Raw genomic sequence first — 21,444 nt, 5'->3', positions numbered from 1 at the left:
CAATGACTGTTTCACTCCTCTGTCATGAAGCTGTTGAAGACTTCTTCAATCATGTCCCATTCGGCGTTGGAATCTTCAGGGATCGGTTGGAGGTCGCCTTCGGTGCCGTCTTCGTTTTCTGTGTAGGAATAGGCTTGAATTTCGATTTGGCCATCTTCGTCTTCTTCAGCGCTGACGGGCATCAGGAGAACATAGTTCTTACCAAATTCTTCTCGCCCATCGATGGTTAAGATGATTTCAAATAAGCTTTCATTCCCGGCCTCATCTACCAGAGTGATAACATCGCGTTCGTGTTCTTCGTGTGAATGTGACATGGTTTCCTCCTAAAAATGGCGGTCTAAATAATTTTGTAAAATCAATTGAGCCGCTAATTTATCAATCACTTTTTTGCGTTTAGAACGACTGATATCCGCTTGTTCAATCAGCATTCTCTCAGCGGCCACAGTGGTCAAGCGCTCGTCTTGGTAGGATACTGGCTTGCCAAACTCCTTGGTCAGTAATTCTCCATAGGCCTGACTAGCTTCAACCCGAGGACCGCTGGTATTGTTCATATTCTTAGGCAGACCAATTACGAATTGATCTACTGTGTATTCTTGGACAAGTTGAGAAAGGCGATCCAAGCCAAATTCACCCTTCTCTTCATCAATGGGAATAATCTCCAAGCCTTGGGCAGTAAATCCCAAGGGATCGGAGATTGCGACTCCAACTGTTTTAGAGCCCACATCCAACCCCATAATTCTCATTAAAAATCGACTCCTTGTCCTTTCAAGTAATAGCGGACCAGTTCTTCAACAATCTCATCGCGTTCGTATTTACGGATTTGATTCCGAGCATCGTTGTAACGAGGCACGTAAGCTGGATCCCCGCTCAAAACATACCCGACAATCTGGTTGATTGGGTTATAACCTTTTTCGCTTAGGGACGTGTAAACATGGGTCAAAGTCTCGCTGATTTCCTTTTTATTGGAATCATCAAGATTAAAACGAACTGTTTCATCTGTAAAACTCACTATTACACCTTCTTTCTCATATAGTATTTCCCCATTATACCACACTCCAGAGGGGAAAACAATTGGGGGTTACGGAGCATCAGTCACAACGGCACCGTTCGTCTGCCGAACTTCCAAGAATTTACTTGGAGTAACTTCGCTCATCTCTACAATACCACTGCCTTGGAAGTAGGCGATTGATCGGATGGCATCTAAATCCAAGTCTTGAAAGTTGTAAGTCGAAACATTTTTAAGCCGCTGATCCTCTAAGACCTCGACATTATTGGTAAAACCTCGAACGGCTGTCGCTGCCTTATAGTTCTCATCCTCTTCAAGGCCAGCTCGTAAACGGTTGTTGGTTTCCGCTACTCCTACTTCATCAACGGATTGTTTCAATTCATCGGTCAAAGGACTAATGAGCTCTATTTCAAACGTCAGATAGTTGTCTCCTTGATAAGTCAGAGTTTGAACAGTGGTCGTTCCATCTGCAGCTGTTGGAAACTCCAGGCGTTTTTTCTGCACAGCATTTTCATCGACCTTTTCCGTCAAAATTGGAAGAGTCGAAGTAATTTCAATCTCCTTTTGAGCTTCCTTGTTTTCTTTTCTAGCTTGACCACACCCTGCTAGCACAAGGAGGCTTAGCGTGGCTGTTATGAGTATTTTTTTCATGATTCGAGTCTCCTCTCAGCCTCTATTTTATCATACTGTCTTTCTACTGACAAAAAAGCTGGCGCAAATAAGGCCAGCTTTTTTGGAGTTAGAGAGCCGCGCGTAAGCGAGCCTCTGCATTTTCAACATTGCGAACAGATCGTGGGAGAAAGGCTCGAATATCATCTTCTTTGTAACCTACTTGTAGACGTTTCTCATCTACCATAATCGGGCTCTTAAGGATTCGTGGGTTCTCAAGGATAATATCCACTACCTCACTAAGCGGTAGATCTTCTAAATCAATCCCTAGGCTCTTGGCATAGCGATTTTTAGAAGAAACAATGCTAGCAACGCCATTATCGGTCTTAGAGAGGATTGCCATTAGTTCTTCTCTTGTAATACCATCTTTTCCAATGTTTTTTTCTTTATAACTTAATTGATGCTGAGTTAACCAGGTTTTTGCTTTTTTACAGCTTGTGCAACTTGAAACTGTGTAAATTTTGATCATACAAAATCCTCCTTTCGCTACACTACTGTTAGTTTAGCGGATTTTGAAAAAAAGGCCATCGGTCCCCAGACCGACTTTTGCATTTATTCTTCGATTTCAATCTCTTCCAAATCCAAAGGAAGATCTTGGACCATGTCCGCAGCTTCTTCCAAAACCTTCTCATCGACTTGAGGCTGTTCCGAGCTATCTGCAGCCTCACCTTCTGGAAGATCAGCTACTGGTAAGCCAAAATGTTGACGGACCTTGCGATCAATTTCTTCAAAAATAACTGGATTTTCCTTAAGGAACTTCTTAGCATTCTCAGAACCTTGACCAATCTTATCGTCTCCGTAAGAATACCAAGCTCCCGATTTTTTAATGATTTCCAAATCACTAGCAATCTTGACCAGTTCCCCGGCCGCAGAAATTCCCTCACCGTAGATAATCTCAACGACTGCTTCTTTAAATGGCGGCGCAACCTTGTTTTTGACAACCTTAATCTTGGTTTCTTTACCAATATTCTCATCCTTCTGGTCTCCAGTTCCCTTAATTTGAGAATTGCCACGAACGTCTAAGCGGACAGAAGCATAGAATTTAAGGGCACGGCCACCCGGTGTGGTTTCAGGGTTTCCGAACATAACTCCAACTTTTTCCCGAAGCTGGTTGATAAAGATCGCAACGGTCTTGGTTTTATTGATGGAAGACCCTAATTTTCGCATCGCCTGGCTCATCATCCGGGCCTGCAACCCAACGTGACTGTCTCCGATGTCTCCATCGATTTCAGCTCGCGGAACCAAGGCTGCTACCGAGTCGATCACCACTAAGTCAATCGCTCCAGAATCAATCAGCTTTCCAGCAATTTCTAAACCTTGCTCCCCAGAGTCTGGTTGAGAGAGCAGAAGCTCATCAATATTCACTCCAAGAGCCTGGGCATAAGCTGGATCCAATGCATGCTCAGCATCAATAAAAGCAGCAATGCCCCCTTCCTTCTGCGCTTGGGCTACCGCATGTAGGGCAACCGTCGTCTTACCAGAACTTTCTGGTCCATAAATCTCGATAATCCGACCTTTAGGATAACCACCGGCACCCAGAGCAATGTCCAAAGCCAGGCTTCCTGAACTCATGACCTGAACCTTCTGATCCATCCGTTCACCTAGACGCATGATCGACCCTTTACCGAAATCCTTTTCGATGACTTTCATCGCATCTTCAAGGGCTTTTTTCCGTTCATCACCAAATTTTTTGGTAATTTCAGGTAATTTTTTTTGTTTTTTTGCCATTTTTTCTCCTTATTTCAAATACAAGACACTTCTTCCATTATAGCAAACTCTCTTACTTGATTAAAGTTTTCCGTATTAAATTAAAAGCCTCTAGAACAGCCATCTGGCGAATGGTGTTGCGGTCTCGACCTCCTAAATAAAGACGGTGGCTGCTGGTCCCTTGGGGACCAGCCAAACCTAGCCAGACCGTCCCCACTTCTTGTCCCTCCAACTGATCAGGGCCCGCAACCCCTGTCAGGCTAAGGGCTAGGTCCGCTCCCGTGCGGGCTCGGGCACCTGCAGCCATCTGTTCAGCAGTCCAGGCGGAGACGACACCAGCCGACTGCAATTTCTCTAGAGGAATCCCTAGCATCTGGCTTTTCTGCTCTAGACTGTAGGTCACAAAACCACCAGGAAAGACTGCAGAAGCCCCTGGTAATTGGGCTAATTCAGCCTGTAACAATCCAGCCGTTAAACTTTCCGCTGCTGTCAAGGTCAACTCCTTCTCCTTCAGCAAATCGAGGACTGTCTGAGCTAAACTCTGATGATCACCATAGGCATAGAGATAATCTTGCAAATCCCCTTCTTGCAGAATGGCCGTTTCCAATTGGTCTAACAAAGACTCTCCTTCCTCTGGGCTGGCGGCCTGAGCGGTCAATCGTAGAGTCACTTCGCCTACCTTAGCATATGGAGCTAGAGTAGGGTTGGTTTGATTGGCAATTAGGTCAGCGAGGCGAGTCACCAACTGACTTTCACCAATCCCAAAGAAACGAAGCACGCGCGAATAGAGAGCTTGCTCTTGTTTCAAAAGTGGAGCCACCTGTTCTAAAAACATGGGCTTGAGTTCACTTGGTGGACCAGGAAGAAGGACATAGGTAACCCCCTGATTCTCAATAAGACTCCCCACGGCTAAACCTGTTCGATTGGGGAGGGCACGCGCCCCTTCGATAGTATCTGCCTGACGGTCATTATTTGCCGTCCGGATTCGCTTAGGATTGCTGGCAAAAAAGGCATCGATCTTGGCCATGGCTTCTGGGTCTGGCACCAAGTCCCGACCTAAAAAAGTAGCCAAGGTTTGTTTGGTCAAATCATCTTCTGTCGGACCTAGACCCCCGGATAAAATCACCCAATCCGCTCGTTCTTTTGCCAGACTTAGCACCTCTGTCAGCCGTTCGACATTATCCCCAACAACCGTGTGGTAATAAACCCCAATCCCCAAACCTGCCAATTCTTGAGACAGGAATTGAGCATTGGTATTGGCAATTTGCCCCATCAAAAGCTCCGTCCCTACTGCAATGATCTCTGCCTTCATGGCCGTCTCCTTTATTTCACCAACATTTTCAAGGCTGATTTCATATAATTTTCAGCCGTATCCGAAGTTCCATCAAAGAACTTCCGAATTTTCTTCAATTCCGTAGCTTTGTAACCCAAAGCTTGCAAGGCTTCCATAGCTTCATCCAAAGCCTGATTATCGGCTGTCACAGCAGTCTTAAGCGGCTGAACCTCACCCGCCTGTAGTTTGCCTTCCAAATCTAAAATCATTTGTTGGGCAGTTTTTTTCCCAATTTTAGGGAATTTGGTTAAATAGGTACTATTTTTCTCGCTAATGGCTTGAACCAAACCTTCATGATCATCCGCAGCAATAATGGCTAAGGCTGAAGTAGGCCCAATCCCAGATACTGAAATTAGGTGTAAAAAGAGCTCCTTCTCTGCCTCATCTCGGAAACCATAAAGGGTCTGGGCATCTTCCCGTACCGCTTGATAGAGGTAAACCGTCAATTCTTGGTTGACATGACCGCTGTAGGCGTAAGGGTTGGCCACATGGATTAAGTAGCCAATCCCCCCAACCTCCAAAACAAGGGCATTGGTGCGAATCTTGGTCAGCTGACCTTTCATATATTCAAACATGACTTTCTTACTTTCTATTCGTATTTACCAAATTCTCGAAGACTCTTATGATTCTCCTGGATGCGCCGGAACATCTTCTCCATATCTCTATTCGTAAAATGAACTAAAACTGGCCGCCCATGAGGACAATTATAAGGATTTTGACAGAGTCTTAATTGATAGAGAAGATGGCGAGCGGAATGTTCATCCAAGGCATGGTTGGCCTTAATTGATCGTTTACAGCTCATCATAATCGCTAATTCAGCTCGATACTTATGGATAGAGACTTCCTTGGTCATCAAGAGCATATCACACATCTCATAAACACCGGCTTCAATTTCCTCTTCCTTGAACCAAATCGGGTGCTCCCGCAAAATAAACTGATTGTTTCCGTAATCAGATAAATGAACACCAACTTCCGCGAGGACCGGTAGCTGCTCCTTAATACGAAGGGCATCTCCCGCTGAAAATTCAAAAATATAAGGTACCAGCAATTGTTGTTGATCACCAGAAACCTCTCCGATGGATTGGCGATATTCTTCGTATTTAACCCTTTCCTGGGCTGCGTGTTGGTCCACAATATAGAGACCTTCTTTCCCCTGGGCAAACAAATAAGTCCCATGCATTTGGCCAAAGTATTCTAGTTGGGGAAAGGTTGCTGTCTCCTCCCCTTCTAGTTTCCCATATGCCTTTTCTAGACTGGCTAAATCCAATTCAGGGTGGTCTAAATCACCATAATCAGCTTCCTGTCTTCGGGCAAAGTGAACAGAGTTAGATGTCGAAGGTGCTTCCTCCACTACTACTTCAGGGGTTGAACCTTGAGCCTCTTCTTGGGAAGGAACTTGGAAATAGATTGGATTTTCTTCCAAAACCAGGCTGGTTTGTACCGGTTTATCTACTTTCTGAACCGCTGATTTGGCTAAATTTTCCAAGGCATCGGGAATCAGATCCTGCTCTTTTAGGGCCTCTTGAATAGCCTGGCGAATCAAATCCATCACTTCTTTTTCTTTTGACAAACGCAATTCTTGCTTGGTCGGATGGACATTCACATCGGCAAGGAAGGGATCCAATTCAATATCCAAAACAACGAGAGGGAAACGGCCAACCATGAGCTTACTGCCGTAACCTTCAAGTATAGCCCGATTCAGCAGGAAGTTCTTGATATAACGGCCATTAACGAGCAGGGTGATGTAAGAACGGTTGGCACGGGTCAATTCCGGTAAACTCACATAACCATGAACGGAAATATCCAAGTCGTAAGCCTCCACTTCAACCATCTTCCGTGCAGTTGTCAAGCCATAAATAGCTGCTAAAACCTGACGCAAATCTCCTTGTCCACTTGTTTGAAGCAGCTGCTTATCTTCGTGAATGAGCGTAAATGAGATGCTTGGATGGGCTAGACTTAGACGGTTGACCACATCCACAACATGAGAAAGCTCCGACTGGGGACTGCGCATATACTTGAGACGAGCTGGGGTGTTGTAAAACAGATCCGCCACTCGAACGGTCGTCCCTTGAGCACGGCTAATGGTCTCTTCTTCCAAAATCTCACCAGCCTGTGTCACCAATCGTTGCCCCTTATGAGCACCAGCCTCCTGGCTTTCCAGGGTCAAGCGACTGACGGAAGCGATAGAAGGTAGAGCCTCCCCACGGAAACCTAAAGTCCGAATCCGAAATAAATCAGCCTGACGTTTAATTTTACTGGTTGCATGACGTTTAAGGGCCAAAGATAATTCTCCGAAAGCAATTCCTCGACCATCATCACGAATCTCAATGAGTTTAAGTCCAGCCTCCTGTAAGCGGATTTCAATAGACTGGCTGCCAGCATCAATGGCATTTTCTAAGAGTTCCTTGACCACACTGCTGGGGCGCTCAACCACTTCTCCGGCAGCAATTTGGTTAGCCAGGACTTCTGGTAATTCAAGAATTTCTGTCACAATAAATCCTCTTTCTAGATAGCAAGAAAGAGGCGGGATTGTGGGATCCAGCCTCTTTAACCATAGGAAAAATTAGTGTGCTCGCGTAAAGGCATGCTTGGCTGCCTCCGCGCTTGTTCCAATAACCAGACTGTCGACAGTAGCGACTTGGTCATGAAAGGGCAGTTTTTGCCCTGCTGGAACAATGGTGAGGGCAGAGGAGGCCCCACCAATCTTATAGTGGTCAGATACCAGGGTACCCTCGTTCTCCTCTAGTCCATTAAAAATAGAGGCATCGAAGCGATCGCTACTGCCATCCGGCTCGATACGAAGAGCCTCCCCCTTATCATTGACCCAAGTACCGACTAATGTGGAATAGTCCCCAGCTAAAATCCCCTGAGTATCAATTGTGGACTCTTGGATTTGAGTTGAGCTGGTTGTTTCGCTTGAAGAGGAAGCCTTCGAACTACTGGAGACCTCTTGTTTTACACTGGTAGAAGAACTCTCTTTCGACTCCGATGCAGGCTTGGTCCCACAAGCGGCTAAAATAATAGTGAAACTGGTAAACAGTAGAAACAATCGTGTTCGCATGTGGGACCTCCTGGTAGACTTTCTATTACTATTTTAACCCTTGCCCTGCTATTTGTAAAGGCAGAGTCCTGTTTTGAAAAAGGTTTGAAAACGTAGTTTCAAACCTTTTGCTTTTTCAGTTATTTAGTTGGCTCCAAATGCCATACTTGCTCATTGTATTGAGCGATAGTACGGTCAGATGAGAAGAATCCTGCCATGGCAATGTTAACTAAGACTTTATCCAACCAGCTATCACGGTCTTCGTAAGCTGCCAAGGTTGCTTCCTTCACTTGGATGTATTCTTCCAAATCAAGAAGGGTCATGAACCAGTCTTTGTTCATCAACTCATTATGGAGGCGTTCCAAGCGTTCTGGATGTCCAGTTGCACGCATTTGATCGCTAACAATGAAGTCTACCAATGGGCGGATAGCTTCTTTTTCGTAGTAGTGGTAAGAATCGTAGCCGTGTGTTTCGTATAGATTGATAACAGTTTGGCTATCTTGTCCAAAGATGAAGATGTTGTCGTCGCCAACCAATTCATGGATTTCCACATTCGCTCCGTCTGATGTTCCCAAGGTAAGGGCACCGTTCAACATGAATTTCATGTTACCAGTTCCGGATGCCTCTTTCGAAGCAAGGGAGATTTGTTCTGAGATATCAGTCGCAGGAATCAAATAACTTGCTTCTGTAACGTTGTAGTTCTCAACCATAACCACTTGCAAGTGTGGTGCCACTTCTGGATCATTTTTAATAATTTCAGAAAGGGTCATGATCATATGAATGATGTCTTGGGCAATCGTATAGGCAGGAGCTGCTTTACCACCGAAGAGCATCGTTACTGGGCGAGCAGGAATATTTCCAGCCTTAATGTCCAAGTACTTGTACACGACATAAAGAGCATTCATTTGTTGACGTTTGTACTCATGAAGGCGTTTAATTTGGGTATCAAAGATGGCGTTGGTATTCAATTCAACCCCTTGTTTTTCCCTCAAGTGTTTTGCCAATTTCTCTTTGTTTTCACGTTTGATCACTTCCAAACGTTCTTTAACGGCAGCACGGTTTTCAACATCCAAAAGACCTTGCAAGAGCTCTGCATTATGGTGCCAGTCACGACCAATTTCTTGGTCAATCAATTTAGTCAATTCTGGGTTAACGTGCATCAACCAACGACGGAAAGTAATACCGTTTGTTTTGTTGTTGAATTTTTCTGGGTACAACTTGTAGAAGTTATTCAACTCAGTATCTTTCAAGATATTTGTATGAAGAGCTGCTACCCCGTTAACAGAGTATCCGTAATGGATGTCCATATGAGCCATGTGCACACGATTATTTTCATCAATGATGGCTACAGATGCATCTTTGTAGTTCGCTTTTACATCTGCATCCAATTGTTTGATGATTGGAACAAGGTGTGGAACTACTTCTTCAAGGAACTCCAACGGCCATTTTTCCAAAGCTTCTGCAAGAATCGTGTGGTTTGTATAAGCAGTCATGCGTTTCACAATGGCTACAGCATCTGTGAAGCTAAGTCCACGTTCTTGCAAAAGGCGAATCATTTCTGGGATTACCAAGGATGGGTGAGTATCATTGATTTGAATCACAGCATAGTCTGGAAGATCATACAAGTTGCTTCCTTTTTCAACCGCTTCATCCAAAATCAACTGAGCTGCATTGCTAACCATGAAGTATTGTTGGAAAATACGGAGTAATTCACCTTGGCGGTTCGAATCATCTGGATACAAGAAGAGGGTCAAGTTTTTCAAGATATCCGTCTTATCAAACTGGATGCCATCATGAATGATAGCGCCGTCAACTGTATCTAAATCGAAGAGACGCAAACGGTTTTTCTTACCAGTTTTATATCCTGGCACATCGATATCGTACAGCGTTGAACGAAGACTGAAGTGAGCAAATGGCACATCATAGGTACGTTCTGAACGGATTAACCAGTTTTGCTCTTCCAACCAGTGGTTTGGAATCGTTGTTTGCTCATTGTTTTTCAAGACTTGTTGGAAAAGACCGTAATGGTAGTTCAAACCAACACCGTCTCCGTTCAAGTTAAGAGTAGCAATTGAATCTAGGAAGCAGGCTGCCAAACGTCCTAATCCTCCGTTACCCAAAGATGGCTCCAATTCAACATCTTCCACCTCTGCTAAACTCTTACCTACAGCAGCTAAGTCTTCCTTCACTGACTCATACAAGCCAAGGTTGATCAAGTTATTGGACAAGAGTTTTCCGATAAGGAATTCTGCAGAGATGTAATAGAGTTTTTTCTTTGCATCGTTATAGGGCAACTCAGCACTGTATTCTTTGGTATAGTTCAACAAGGCTACATAAATCTCTTCATTTGAACAATCCGCCAAGTTTTTCTGCTGAACTTGACTCATATAGTCTCTAAAATTAAGCATGATGATTTCTATCTCCTAAAAAATATAATTTCTATTTATGAATGTAAAATATTTTCTTCACTTTCCCGGTCAAAGAAATGGGCCCGGTTCATATCAAAGGCCAAGGTCATTTCTTGCCCCATGTGCACATCTTGTCGACTGTGAACAATAGCCTTGAGAGTAGTCTCACCCAGATGTGTGTGGACAATGTACTCCGCTCCCAAAAGCTCCGCAAAATCAACCTCTGCCTTGTATTGGGATTGAGGATAAGTTTCCAACACCAGTGGGTCATTGGAAATATTTTCCGGACGAATTCCCAAAGTTACTTCTTTTCCGTCATACCCTTTGGTTCTCAACTGTGCATACTGCCCTTGCGCCAATTTGAAATCAGTCCCATCCTCGGAAATAAAATGGTCTCCCTGAATCCGCCCCTGGATGAAGTTCATGGTCGGAGCTCCAACGAAACCAGCCACGAACAAGTTGCGTGGATTTTCATAAATTTCTTTTGGAGTTCCAATTTGTTGAACCTCACCAATGTTCATCACGACAATCCGATCTGCCATGGTCATGGCTTCGGTTTGGTCGTGCGTTACGTAGATGGTTGTCGCACCTAAGCGTTGTGTGATGCGGATAATTTCTGCTCGCATGTCTCCGCGCAATTTGGCATCCAAGTTAGACAAGGGCTCATCCATCAAGAAGACTTTGGGAGCGCGGACGATAGCCCGTCCCAAAGCAACCCGTTGCCGTTGCCCACCAGACAAAGCTTTAGGTAAACGGTCTAGCAGATGACTGAGTCCTAAAATTTCCGCAGCCTCTTCCACCTTTTTCTTGATTTCCTCTTTTGATTCTTTGCGCAAATTCAAAGCAAAGGCCATATTTTCAAAAACAGTCATGTGTGGATAAAGGGCATAGGATTGGAAAACCATAGCGATATCACGATCTTTAGGTTCCACATCGTTTACCAGTTCTTGATCGATGTAAAATTCACCTTGGGTAATATCTTCTAGACCTGCAATCATCCGCAAGGTCGTTGATTTTCCACACCCAGATGGACCAACTAGAGCGATAAACTCTTTGTCAGCCACCTCCAGGTTAAAATCCTTCACGGCTTCATATCCATTATCATAACGTTTGTAAATGTTTTTAAGGGATAAAGTTGCCATAGGAATTGTCCCTACCTTTCTTACTTAGACAGGTTCTCGTTAGAACGACGATAAGTCACAGTGAGGTAGGTCAACAAATCTTCTACCTCTTGGTTTAGTTGTTCTTCTGTCATCCGCCATACCCAGTTTCCACCAAGTGTGGATGGGGTATTCATTCGGGCATCGCTACCTAAGCCAAGAAGATCTTGCATAGTCGCAATAGCCATAAAGCTGACAGATGCATAGACGGTCCGCAACATCGCTGCCGGTACAGACTCATCAGGACGTTTATTGGTGTAGAGTTCCATAAAACGACGAGTGGCTTCGTCCGCCTCATTTTCATACCAGCCAAGAACTGTCTCATTGTCATGGGTACCTGTATACATAACAGAGTTATTCTTAGCATGGTGCGGCATATCTTGGCTATCACCGTCTGGATCAAAGGCAAATTCCAAAATCTTCATTCCTGGGAAGCCAGTTTTCTCGCGGAAGTCATAGACTTCTTGGGTCATATAGCCAAGATCTTCGGCGATGATATTTAAATCACCCAATTCTTCTTTGACTGTCTTGAAGAGGTCATAGTCTGGACCTTTGACCCAACGACCACCGATAGCATTTTCTGCACCAGCAGGCACTTCCCAGTAGGACTCAAATCCACGGAAATGGTCAATCCGGACAACGTCATAGACCTTAAAGCTTTCTTCCAAACGTTTGATCCACCATGCATAGTTATCAGCTTTCATAGCATCCCAATCATAGATTGGATTACCCCAGAGCTGACCTTCAGCCGTAAAGGCATCAGGTGGAACTCCGGCAACCCATGATGGACGGCCTTCTTCATCTGTTTTGAAGTAATGAGGTTGAGACCACATTTCAGAAGAGTCAGCTGCCACATAAATTGGCATATCTCCAACAATCTCAACGTGATTCTCATTGGCATAGCCTTTAAGAGCTAACCATTGTTTAAAGAAGAAGTATTGAGTGACACGGTGGTAATTCAAAGCAGGAGCAAGTTTTTCCCGATACTCTGCAATTGCACGTGGTTCGCGACTTTTAGCAGCTTCATCTGGCCAATCCAACCATGATTTTTGCTGGAAGTGTTCTTTAATAGCCATGTATTCCGCAAACGTATCCAACCAACTAGCGGAGTCCACTAAGAAATGTTGATACTCTGGGTTATAACCCCGGGCCATAAAGTTCGCCACTGCCTTCTCTAGCAATGGCCGACGGTTATAGAATAATTTCTCGTAATCCACTGTAGAAGGATCATCACCGAAGTCCACTCCCTCCAAGTCGGCTTCCATCAGCAAACCTTCCTTGATGAGGATATCAAAATCAATAAAATGAGTATTTCCAGCGAATGCTGAAAATGATTGGTAAGGAGAATCTCCGTAACTAGTTGTTCCTAATGGAAGAATCTGCCAGTAGCGCTGTTTTGTACGGACCAAGAAGTCCACAAAGTCATAAGCTGCTTGGCCAAAGGATCCAATCCCGTACTTCCCTGGAAGGGAAGAAATGTGCATCAAGACACCACTTTGACGTTGCTTCATAAGTATACCTCGCCTGTTTTTTTCAATCACGTTACGCAAGCACTTTGCGAAAACGTTTGCATCGCCATTATATCCCTTTTGACTCACAAAAGCAAGATGAATTTGGATAATTTTTCCACTTTCATTTTTTCTTGAAAATTTCTTGAAAAAATCACTTGGGTTTTGCTCGGAAATCCCTTTATATAAAGAAGATTTCCCTTGTTTTATTTTATCATAAAAATTTTTTCTACACCGCTTGCAACCGCTTGCAATTTTTGATATAATTTTTTTGTCAAGAGAAAACGTTTGCTCTAATGAGCTAGATAAAGGAGACACTCATCATGAAGAAGAGAATTCTTAAAACGACCGCCCTTCTTTCAACGATTGCTTTTGCAGGGGTTTTGGTAGCCTGCAGTAATGGTTCACAAAATTCTGACTCCGGTAGTAAAGAACTAACGGTTTATGTTGAAGAACAATACAAACCTTACATCGAAGAAGCTGCTCAGGCTTTTGAAAAAGAAAGCGGAACAAAAATCAACATCAAGACTGGAGATCAATTGACTGGCTTGGATAATCTTTCCTTGGATAACCAATCTGGTGATGTTGTGGATGTTATGATGGCGCCATACGACCGTGTCGGAAGCCTTGGTAACGATGGCCAACTAGCAGAAGTTGAATTGGCTGAAGAAAGCATGACTGACGACACAACCAAAAAATTGGTAACAGCTGCCGATGGTCATGTTTATGGAGCTCCTGCTGTTATCGAAACGTTGGTCCTCTACTATAACAAGGATTTAATCCAAGAAGCTCCTAAGACTTTCGAAGAAGTTGAAAAATTAGCCGAAGATCCAGCCTACAACTTTGAAGGAGAAGAAGGTAAAAACACGGCCTTCCTTGCTGACTGGGTAAACTTCTACTATGCATACGGACTTCTAGGTGGTAACGGTGGTTATGTCTTTGGTAAGGATGGTACAGATGCCAAAGATATCGGTCTTGCTAACGACGGTTCTATCAAAGGTCTAGAATATGCGAAAACTTGGTATGAAAAATGGCCTAAAGGGATGCAAGACCAAAAAGGTGCTGCCAACTTGATTGAGTCTCAATTCCAAGAAAAGAAAACAGCTACTGTGATTGATGGGCCTTGGAAGGCTGCTGCTTATAAGGATGCAGGCATCAACTACGGTGTAGCAACAATCCCAACTCTTCCAGGTGGAGCCAACTACGAAGCATTTGCAGGCGGTAAAGCTTGGGTTATCCCTGTAGCTTCTAAGAACATCGATGGCGCTCAAGAATTCCTAAACTTCTTGACTTCAACCGATCAACAAAAAGCTTTCTATGACAAGAACCACGAAGTTCCTGCAAATACTGAAGCTCGTAAATATGCTGTAGATAGCAAAGATGAGTTGGCAAATGCCGTTGTGAAACAGTTCGACTCTGCTCAACCAATGCCAAGTATTTCTGAAATGTCTACTGTTTGGGATCCAGCAGCAACAATGCTTTTTGAAGCTGTAAGTGGTAAAAAAGCCCCTAAAGCTGCTGCTGACGATGCTGTAAAACTCATCAAAGATAGCATTGATCAAAAATTCGGAGAGTAGCCCATCTCTCTATACCGGGTGATAAGAGACAAATTTCTCAGAACCCTTAACTGTTAGTGAGAGCAGGCTGGGACTCTAAAGTCTTGGCCTCTCTATTATTTTAGAACTTACTTCTATAGGGTTCAGTCAAAGTATGTTCACGAACTAAAATAGGGAAAGTTGAGATATAGTCTTTTAGTTTGCTTTTAGTACAAGGCAGCGAGTCGCAGGCAGTACTAAAGTACGGCAAGACGAGCTAACACAGTAATAAAAGATAAACTAAAAGAGTATAACAATCCCAACACTACTCTTTATCCCCAGACAATCCTATCTCTACGAGGACTGATTTATGGAACAACAAAACGCAAAAAAAGCACTTCTTTTATCCCTTATTCCTGGACTGGGGCAGATTTACAATCGCCAGAAAGTTAAGGGAGGAATTTTCTTAGGGATAACACTCTTATTCTTAATTTATTTCTTTACAACAGCGCTATTCCAATTGCAAGGCTTGGTGACACTTGGATCCATGAGGGGCCGAGATAATTCCCTCTTCCTCTTAATTCAGGGAACCTTCCACTTGATTTTTGTCATTGCCTATCTGGTCTTTTATGGCTTTAATCTATGGGATGCTCACAAGACTGCCAATCGCTGGAATCAAGGACTACCTGTCGCTACAAGCTGGCAGGAAATGAGTCACTCCATTTATGAGAATGGATTCCCTTATTTACTAATTGTCCCTTCTTATGTGGCTATGATTTTCGCCATTGTTTTCCCGGTTTTGGTAACCATTTTGATTGCCTTTACCAATTATGATTTCAAGCATTTGCCTCCGGCTAAACTATTGGAATGGGTCGGCTTGACTAACTTCATGAACATTTGGCAACTGTCTACCTTCCGCTCAGCATTTGGTTCTGTTTTAAGCTGGACCATTATCTGGGCCTTGGCAGCTACTACCCTGCAAATCATCATTGGGATCTTTACTGCTATTATCTCTAATCAACCTTTTATCAAAGGGAAACGAATTTTTGGGGTTATTTTCCTCCTTCCTTGGGCAGTTCCAGCCTTCATTACAATCATGACCTTCTCCAACATGTTTAATGATTCCATTGGAGCAATCAATACCCAAGTTATCCCTGCCATTTCCAAGGTCATCCCCTTCTTAGACGGCGTCCTTATTCCTTGGAAGACGGATCCTTTCTGGAGCAAGGTAGCTCTCATTATGATGCAAGGTTGGCTAGGTTTCCCTTATATTTATGTCCTTACTCTAGGTATCCTACAATCCATTCCAAATGACTTATATGAGGCAGCCTACATTGATGGGGCGAATAGCTGGCAAAAATTCACCAAGATTACTTTCCCAATGATTTTGGCAGTTGCTGCTCCAACCTTGATTAGTCAATACACCTTCAACTTCAATAACTTCTCCATTATCTACCTCTTCAATGAAGGAGGTCCCGGAAGTGTTGGGGGAGGTGCTGGTTCTACTGACATCTTGATTTCCTGGATTTACCGACTTACCACTGGTACTGCTCCGCAATATTCCATGGCGGCGGCGGTGACCCTTATTATCTCCATCATCGTCATCGGTATCTCCATGATTGCCTTCAAGAAACTTCACGCTTTTGATATGGAGGATGTATAATGCAACGTTCCATCACCTTTAAAAGACGCCTCAATCAAGGGTTGACCTACCTTTACTTGGGCCTCCTATCATTGATTATTTTGTACCCTTTGGCTATCACCATCTCCTCAGCCTTCAAATCTGGGAACGTGGTTGCCTTTAAATTGGACAGCAACATTCAGCTTTCCTTAGATAACTTTAGCGGTCTCTTTACCGACACCCTCTTTGGAACTTGGTACACCAATACTTTAATCATTGCTGTCTTGACAATGTTGATTCAAACCTCTATTGTTGTATTAGCTGGTTATGCGTATAGCCGTTACAACTTTATTGCCCGTAAACAAAGTTTGGTCTTCTTCCTCATCATTCAAATGGTACCGACCATTGCAGCCCTCACAGCCTTCTTTGTTATGGCCTTGATGCTCAATGCTCTAAACCAAAGCTGGTTCCTCATCTTCCTCTATGTTGGTGGTGGCATCCCAATGAATGCTTGGTTGATGAAAGGCTACTTTGATACAGTCCCTATTTCTTTGGATGAGTCCGCCAAGATTGATGGTGCTGGACACTTCCGCCGTTTCTGGCAGATTGTCCTCCCCCTTGTTCGTCCTATGGTTGCAGTTCAAGCACTTTGGGCCTTTATGGGACCTTTTGGAGACTACATTCTCTCCAGTTTCCTTTTACGGGAAAAAGAATATTATACAGTGGCTGTTGGTCTCCGTACCTTCGTCAGCGATCCTAAGAATCTAAAAATCTCCTTCTTCGCTGCCGGGGCCGTGTTAACGGCGTTGCCAATCTGTATCCTCTTCTTCTTCCTACAAAAGAACTTTGTTTCTGGTTTAACTAGCGGTGGTGACAAGGGATAAGCTTGTCCCACCTTTTTCGCCACTTAGAAAGGACACAACCTTGCCCTACCCCTTTAGCTATTTCCAAAATCTCTTCCCTTTTCGCCGAGCCTTTGAGCAACGGAGACTCCTCAGCTGGCCTCAGCTGCTCTTTACCTGGATCTTCCTATTAGCTCTTACCTGTATTCCTGTCTGTTGGACAAGTTTGCAACGGACTTCCTATCCCTTGGAGCAGCTGGTCCCTCAAGCCTATCGTGTCTTTGACCAAGAACAGGTGGAGAAAATAGCTGCTACTGGAATCACGTTTAACCAGGGACGAGCTCAAATTTCTCAGAAAACCTCCTGGCAGGTTGGAGAAGATTGGATTGTCATTGGGGAAGAGGCTCCACAGAGTCCAGATTTTGTCTGGGAATTCCGGGAAGACGATGTACGATTGTTCCAATCCAATCAGGAGATTGCTCGCCTTTCTTATGATAAACTAGAAACCAAAGATTTAAGCAGCCCGAATACTTGGACACAGGCCCTAAATCAATCTTGGTTTGAGAGCAATCGCTTGGTCATCAGTCTTTTTGTCCTAGCACTTTCTTGGGGACTGCTTAGTCTAAACTTCTTACTGCTAACCTTAGGGAGTGCTGCACTCCTATACTTGGTCAGCAAATCGCGTTTTAACTCGCTTCAGGGCTTTAAAGAAGCCTTTCACATCATTCTCTATTCCCTAGGAATTCCAACGCTGGTGACCTGCTTACTAGGCTTACTTGGCCTAGATCTGGCCACCTCCGTTTTGGTTCAAAACAGTCTCTTCTTACTTACCCTCGCTTTGGTTTTTTACCAAACACAATTCCGTGATCATCAAGGAGAATAATTATGCGCGTCACCATTAAAGATGTTGCGGAACGGGCTGGGGTTTCCCCTTCAACCGTCACGCGCGTCATTCAGGATAAAACAACAATCAGTCAGGCGACCAAGGAACGGGTGCGCCGAATCATGAAAGAATTGGACTACCATCCCAACCTCAATGCTCGGAGCTTGGTTAGTAGTGAAACCAAGGTACTTGGCTTAGTCCTACCGGACGATTCAGATGCTTTCTACCAAAACTCCTTTTTCCCAACTGTACTGCGGGGAATTAGCCAAATTAGTTCCGAATACCAATATGCCATCTTATTGTCTACAGGCAGAACGGAAACCGAGCGCCTAGAATCCATTTCCCAAATGGTTCGAGGGCGACGAGTTGATGGGTTGATCTTTCTGTATGCGAAGCCTCAAGATCCCTTGGTTCAATTCGTTCGCGAACAGCATTTTCCCTTCCTCATTTTAGGAAAATCGACAGATCCCTTTACTTCCCTGGTGGACAATGACAACCGACAAGCAGGGGCTGATGCCACTCACTTCCTTCTGAGCAAAGGCTACAAACGCATTGCCTTTTTAGCGGGAAGTATGGATTATTTTGTTAACCAAGATCGCTTTCAAGGTTATCAAGATGCTTTGGAAGAAAAGGGGGTGGAGATGGATAAGAAGCTCCTCTACTTCGCCAAAGATCTCCTCTTTCACGAGGGCTACCAGGTGATGGAAGATATGCTGGAAAAACAAATTCCCTTAGACGCCATCATTGTGACCGATAGCCTCTTGGCAGAAGGGGTGGCCAGCTATCTACAAGACCATCAGCTCCACCTTCCTTGCCTCAGCTTCACTTCTCTAGCTCCTACCTACGATGTGACAGCCTATATCGATATCCAAGCCTTGGAACTAGGTCAAGAGTGTGTGGAAACCCTGCTCCAAATTATTCAAGACCATAAAAAAGACCAACAAACAGCCTATCAAAAAATTGTTGACCACAACCTACTCGAAAAATAAGGTCAAACCAAAAATTTTTCACAAAGAAAATAGCATAGAATCACATAACAGAAACGTTGATTCTATGCTATTTTTATGTATTCTAATTGTAATACTCATTGGATTTCAAAATCTGACTTTGTCAAGCCTCTTTGATGAACTTTACTTCATCAGCTTTCCTCATCATTTTTTTGAAATCCCGCTAGTATTCCGATTTTGAAATTAGTTAAGTATAAGTAGTTGACTTGTCTCCCAGTCCCTGAACTTTACTCCTGCTTGTCAGGTCTGTAAATCAAATACCCGACAAGAATAGAGAGTCCCAAGGTCATGCTGAGGAAGGCTACTTGACTTCCAATTTGACCAGTCATCGAAATCGTCTCTCGAAGGGCAGAGACGGAGTAAGACATAGGTAACCAAGGATGAAGGGTCTCAAAAAAGGAATTAGAGAGTTGAATTGGGTAGGTTCCTGCGCTGGCTCCCAATTGTAGCAGTAATAGAATCAGGGCCAAGAAGGCTCCAACCTTATTGTCCAAGGTCACCAATGTCGTAACTAAGGCCATAAAGGCTGCACTGGTGAGTAAGATAACACCTAGCGTTGCCATTTCATGATTAGCCGTTAGGCCAATTAAGTGAATTCCGGCATAAACCAGCAGCCCCGCTACTAGAGCAATAATTCCATTCACTTCCAAGCGAGCTTTCAACCAAGACCAACGAGTGGAAGGTTGTCTACCAGAAGGGAGTGTTTGGAAAATGGTGTTGGTCGCAATAGCTGCAACGAAGAGAGCGACAGAAACCATGTAAGGGGCCATCCCAACTCCGTTTACCTCCACTTGATCCTGTTCCGTTTTCTCCAAAGCAATTGGTTCAGATAAGGTATTCGCATTGCTTTCTTCTACATTAGCCTTTTGTAGTTGTTGATTGGCATTGTCCAAGCCAATTTGAAGACTAACCAAGCCATCAACTAGAGATGTCATCCCTGTTCCAAGTTGACCGCCCCCTTGAGCAAGTGCTTGAGAGCCATCTTGTAATTGACTAGCTCCTGAAGCCAACTGTCCGGCACCATCTAGGAGAGCTCCAGAATTAGCATCCAATTGACTAGCGCCATCTTGCAATTGGGCAACACCTGACTGCAATTGACCGGAATTTTCATTCAAGGTACGAGCTCCTTGGGCCAATTCTGAAACACCGGAGGTATAGGCGGAAACTCCACCGACCAGACCATCCGCTCCCGTTTCAAGCTGTCCTTGTAGTTGGCCCAAACCGGCTGCTACAGCGGAAGAACCCTGTGCCAAGGTCTGTGTTGCAGCTTGTAATTGACCGAATTGGCCAATACCTGTCTGAAGTGTTTGAAGGTCTGTCAAGGCTTGATCAACTAATGGAGCTAGGTCTTGCCCCAGAGCTGCACCATTTTGATCAAGTACAGCGGAGAGAGCTTGCACAGCTCCCAATAAAGCCTGTAATTGGCTCGTATCTGTTATTGAAGTTGATCCACCAGCTGGCAAAGCGGCTAGAATTTCAGCCTGATCTGCCGCATCTAATTTTTGGAAGGCTGCTGTTGCCGACACAGCACCCGCAGCATCGATACTCGTTGACGTTCCAGACCCTCCTGCCGCAATCAAGGCCGACAGATCCGCTTCTAGTTGACTCAACCCTGCTTTAAGCCCAGCCGTCGGATCTTGTCCTTGACCTAATTTACTTTGAAGGTTGGTTAAAAGAGAAACAGCTTGGTTGATGGTCTCGGTCTGTTCTGGAGAAATGGTAATCCCAGCCAATTGGTCAGCTAATTGCCCCATTCCAGTGGCTACCTGGTTTGACCCGTCAACCAGAGCAGTCAGATCACCACCACGCGCCGCATCCTGAAGGGCCTGCACACCAGCTTGCAATTCCGCAGAGGCCGCATCCAATTGGTCAGCTCCAGCAGAAAGCTGAGCGACACCACCTGTATACTGATTCACACCCGTTGCTAGCTGACCAACACCACCAGCTAATTGACTGACCCCAGTTGTATATTGTCCCAAACCTGCGGCCAACTGATTAGCGCCATCTGAAAAAAGAAGGGTAGAGCTTGCCAAGCGTTGCAAACCAGCATTGAGTTGGTCTGTTCCGGCCTGGAGTTGTTTTCCTCCATCTGCCAACTGACCACTTCCAGCACTAGCCGTTCCCATTCCTGATTGGAGTTCTTTCATACTACTGAAGAGGGTAGAAGTATAGTTATTAATAATATTTTTTTGAACCGATTGCTTGAGCACACTCATTGCTGAATCACTCATTTTTCCTGCAACAAATCCATGTCCACTAGAGGTTTTATACTGGATTTTCATTTGCTGAGGGTCTGTAGTCATGATGGAAGCAGCCTTTTGGGAAAGATCCTCTGGCAGTTCCACGACCATGTAATAATCCCCATTTTCCAAGCCCTTATCAGCTACTTGTTGATCGACGACATGGAAATCTAGAGCTTTCCCCTTCTCCATATTTTCAACCATCTGATCCCCAATAGCTAAGGTTTTACCGTTCAGAACCGTTGATTGATCCTTATTGACAACCGCCACCGGCAGATCAGACAATTTTCCATAAGGATCCCACATGGAACTAAGAAAGATGACATTATATAAGAAAGGAATCAGAGAGACTCCTAACATCACAACAATAAATTTAGGTCGTTTAAAAATGGCTTTCCATTCTTTAAACATGACTCAACCTCCATTTTTGCACACAGTGTCTATTTTTGATATACTAGATTATACCACTTCAAATTTTAAATGCA

19 protein-coding genes are annotated in these 21,444 nt (G+C 44.2%); 5 read left to right on the top strand and 14 right to left on the bottom strand.

Translation table 11 applies throughout. The features are described from left to right. Positions 1-11 precede the first annotated feature (11 nt). The 13 genes from I1A59_RS01095 to malQ form a co-directional block, all read right to left on the bottom strand. Positions 12-314: a DUF1292 domain-containing protein gene (locus I1A59_RS01095; RefSeq protein WP_196090982.1), complete on the bottom strand. Its 303-nt coding sequence runs from the start codon at positions 312-314 to the stop codon at positions 12-14. Between the two features lie 9 nt (positions 315-323). Continuing rightward, positions 324-743, bottom strand: a complete 420-nt coding sequence (ruvX, locus tag I1A59_RS01090) for a Holliday junction resolvase RuvX (RefSeq protein WP_196090981.1) — start codon at positions 741-743, stop codon at positions 324-326. Then, on the bottom strand, positions 743-1,009 hold the full coding sequence (locus I1A59_RS01085; RefSeq protein ID WP_196090980.1) for an IreB family regulatory phosphoprotein: 267 nt from the start codon (positions 1,007-1,009) through the stop codon (positions 743-745). Before I1A59_RS01085 ends, ruvX begins: the two co-directional genes overlap by 1 nt. Before the next feature lie 69 nt (positions 1,010-1,078). Next, positions 1,079-1,657: an SP0191 family lipoprotein gene (locus I1A59_RS01080; protein ID WP_196090979.1), complete on the bottom strand. Its 579-nt coding sequence runs from the start codon at positions 1,655-1,657 to the stop codon at positions 1,079-1,081. 88 nt (positions 1,658-1,745) lie between these two features. Continuing rightward, positions 1,746-2,144, bottom strand: coding sequence for a transcriptional regulator Spx (spx, locus tag I1A59_RS01075; RefSeq protein WP_196090978.1), 399 nt, complete (start codon positions 2,142-2,144; stop codon positions 1,746-1,748). Positions 2,145-2,227: 83 nt separating this feature from the next. Beyond that, complete coding sequence (gene recA / locus I1A59_RS01070; RefSeq protein WP_196090977.1) at positions 2,228-3,403, bottom strand: recombinase RecA; 1,176 nt, start codon at positions 3,401-3,403, stop codon at positions 2,228-2,230. A 52-nt stretch (positions 3,404-3,455) separates the two neighbouring features. Next, complete coding sequence (locus tag I1A59_RS01065) at positions 3,456-4,694, bottom strand: competence/damage-inducible protein A (RefSeq protein ID WP_196090976.1); 1,239 nt, start codon at positions 4,692-4,694, stop codon at positions 3,456-3,458. Between the two features lie 11 nt (positions 4,695-4,705). Next, positions 4,706-5,290, bottom strand: coding sequence for a Holliday junction branch migration protein RuvA (gene ruvA, locus I1A59_RS01060; RefSeq protein WP_196090975.1), 585 nt, complete (start codon positions 5,288-5,290; stop codon positions 4,706-4,708). Positions 5,291-5,304: 14 nt separating this feature from the next. Continuing rightward, a complete protein-coding gene (gene mutL / locus I1A59_RS01055) occupies positions 5,305-7,206 on the bottom strand; it encodes a DNA mismatch repair endonuclease MutL (protein ID WP_196090974.1) in 1,902 nt (633 codons plus the stop codon). 72 nt (positions 7,207-7,278) lie between these two features. Continuing rightward, a complete protein-coding gene (locus I1A59_RS01050) occupies positions 7,279-7,776 on the bottom strand; it encodes a DUF6287 domain-containing protein (RefSeq protein ID WP_196090973.1) in 498 nt (165 codons plus the stop codon). A gap of 119 nt (positions 7,777-7,895) precedes the next feature. Further along, positions 7,896-10,163, bottom strand: coding sequence for a glycogen/starch/alpha-glucan phosphorylase (locus tag I1A59_RS01045; RefSeq protein ID WP_196090972.1), 2,268 nt, complete (start codon positions 10,161-10,163; stop codon positions 7,896-7,898). A gap of 35 nt (positions 10,164-10,198) precedes the next feature. After that, entirely contained in the window at positions 10,199-11,305 is a 1,107-nt protein-coding gene (gene ugpC, locus I1A59_RS01040) for a sn-glycerol-3-phosphate ABC transporter ATP-binding protein UgpC (protein WP_196090971.1), read from the bottom strand. Positions 11,306-11,325: 20 nt separating this feature from the next. Then, positions 11,326-12,834, bottom strand: coding sequence for a 4-alpha-glucanotransferase (gene malQ / locus I1A59_RS01035; RefSeq protein WP_196090970.1), 1,509 nt, complete (start codon positions 12,832-12,834; stop codon positions 11,326-11,328). A 320-nt stretch (positions 12,835-13,154) separates the two neighbouring features. On the opposite strand from malQ, the gene I1A59_RS01030 reads away from it, so the two are divergent. The 5 genes from I1A59_RS01030 to I1A59_RS01010 all read left to right on the top strand — a co-directional run bounded on the left by I1A59_RS01030 (position 13,155) and on the right by I1A59_RS01010 (position 18,701). Further along, on the top strand, positions 13,155-14,408 hold the full coding sequence (locus tag I1A59_RS01030) for an extracellular solute-binding protein (protein WP_196090969.1): 1,254 nt from the start codon (positions 13,155-13,157) through the stop codon (positions 14,406-14,408). A gap of 328 nt (positions 14,409-14,736) precedes the next feature. Continuing rightward, complete coding sequence (locus tag I1A59_RS01025) at positions 14,737-16,029, top strand: sugar ABC transporter permease (RefSeq protein ID WP_196090968.1); 1,293 nt, start codon at positions 14,737-14,739, stop codon at positions 16,027-16,029. Beyond that, positions 16,029-16,871, top strand: coding sequence for a sugar ABC transporter permease (locus I1A59_RS01020; protein ID WP_196090967.1), 843 nt, complete (start codon positions 16,029-16,031; stop codon positions 16,869-16,871). Before I1A59_RS01025 ends, I1A59_RS01020 begins: the two co-directional genes overlap by 1 nt. A 40-nt stretch (positions 16,872-16,911) precedes the next feature. After that, a complete protein-coding gene (locus I1A59_RS01015; protein WP_196090966.1) occupies positions 16,912-17,712 on the top strand; it encodes a hypothetical protein in 801 nt (266 codons plus the stop codon). 2 nt (positions 17,713-17,714) lie between these two features. Continuing rightward, the gene (locus I1A59_RS01010) at positions 17,715-18,701 is read left to right on the top strand and encodes a LacI family DNA-binding transcriptional regulator (RefSeq protein WP_196090965.1); all 987 of its coding nucleotides are present in this window, start codon (positions 17,715-17,717) and stop codon (positions 18,699-18,701) included. Between the two features lie 245 nt (positions 18,702-18,946). On the opposite strand, the gene I1A59_RS01005 is transcribed toward I1A59_RS01010, so the two are convergent. Further along, complete coding sequence (locus tag I1A59_RS01005; RefSeq protein WP_196090964.1) at positions 18,947-21,370, bottom strand: YhgE/Pip domain-containing protein; 2,424 nt, start codon at positions 21,368-21,370, stop codon at positions 18,947-18,949. Between the last annotated feature and the right edge of the window lie 74 nt (positions 21,371-21,444).

Origin of the sequence: Streptococcus sp. NLN76, from assembly GCF_015686645.1 — a bacterium.
GTDB lineage: Bacteria > Bacillota > Bacilli > Lactobacillales > Streptococcaceae > Streptococcus.
This window is presented reverse-complemented; position numbering and strand designations above follow the sequence as displayed.